The organism is Liquorilactobacillus vini DSM 20605, assembly GCF_000255495.1.
Classification (GTDB): domain Bacteria; phylum Bacillota; class Bacilli; order Lactobacillales; family Lactobacillaceae; genus Liquorilactobacillus; species Liquorilactobacillus vini.
The window spans coordinates 1-411 of record NZ_AHYZ01000164.1; the positions used below are offsets into that span (position 1 = coordinate 1).

Annotated in this window: 1 protein-coding gene; it reads right to left on the bottom strand. The window is 34.3% G+C overall.

The window, feature by feature from the left end; translation table 11 throughout:
• Positions 1-116 precede the first annotated feature (116 nt).
• Complete coding sequence (locus tag ON15_RS11525) at positions 117-266, bottom strand: transposase (protein ID WP_081580196.1); 150 nt, start codon at positions 264-266, stop codon at positions 117-119.
• Positions 267-411: the final 145 nt, after the last annotated feature.

Here is a 411-nt window from a genome sequence, read left to right on the forward strand (position 1 = left end):
ATAAACAAAAACAGTAAAAGGAGCATTATTGATCATTATATTGATCAATAATGCTCCTTTTAACAGATTCCGCCAAATTGGATTGATACATGAAGTCCTCTGAAAAGAGGGCTTCTTTATTTTACAATTAAAAGAATTCTGGCATAAAAATGGTCGATATTTTTGAATCCGTAATGGATACGTTTAAGTGCTTTGATTTTGCGATTGATTCCTTTGATCGGTCCATTGGGAAACGCTGATTCACGGCTGTTGGAAGCAGGAAGCAGATTTTAAATTTTTTTCAGAGTTGTAATTGGAGTATCCATTGGGGATAGCTGTTTTTGCTAATTGGTTAGCACTCGACTGAGCTTTTTTGAATCTTATTTTTTAATGGGCTCGTGAATTTGTTGTGCTACTTCATAAGCGTATTTA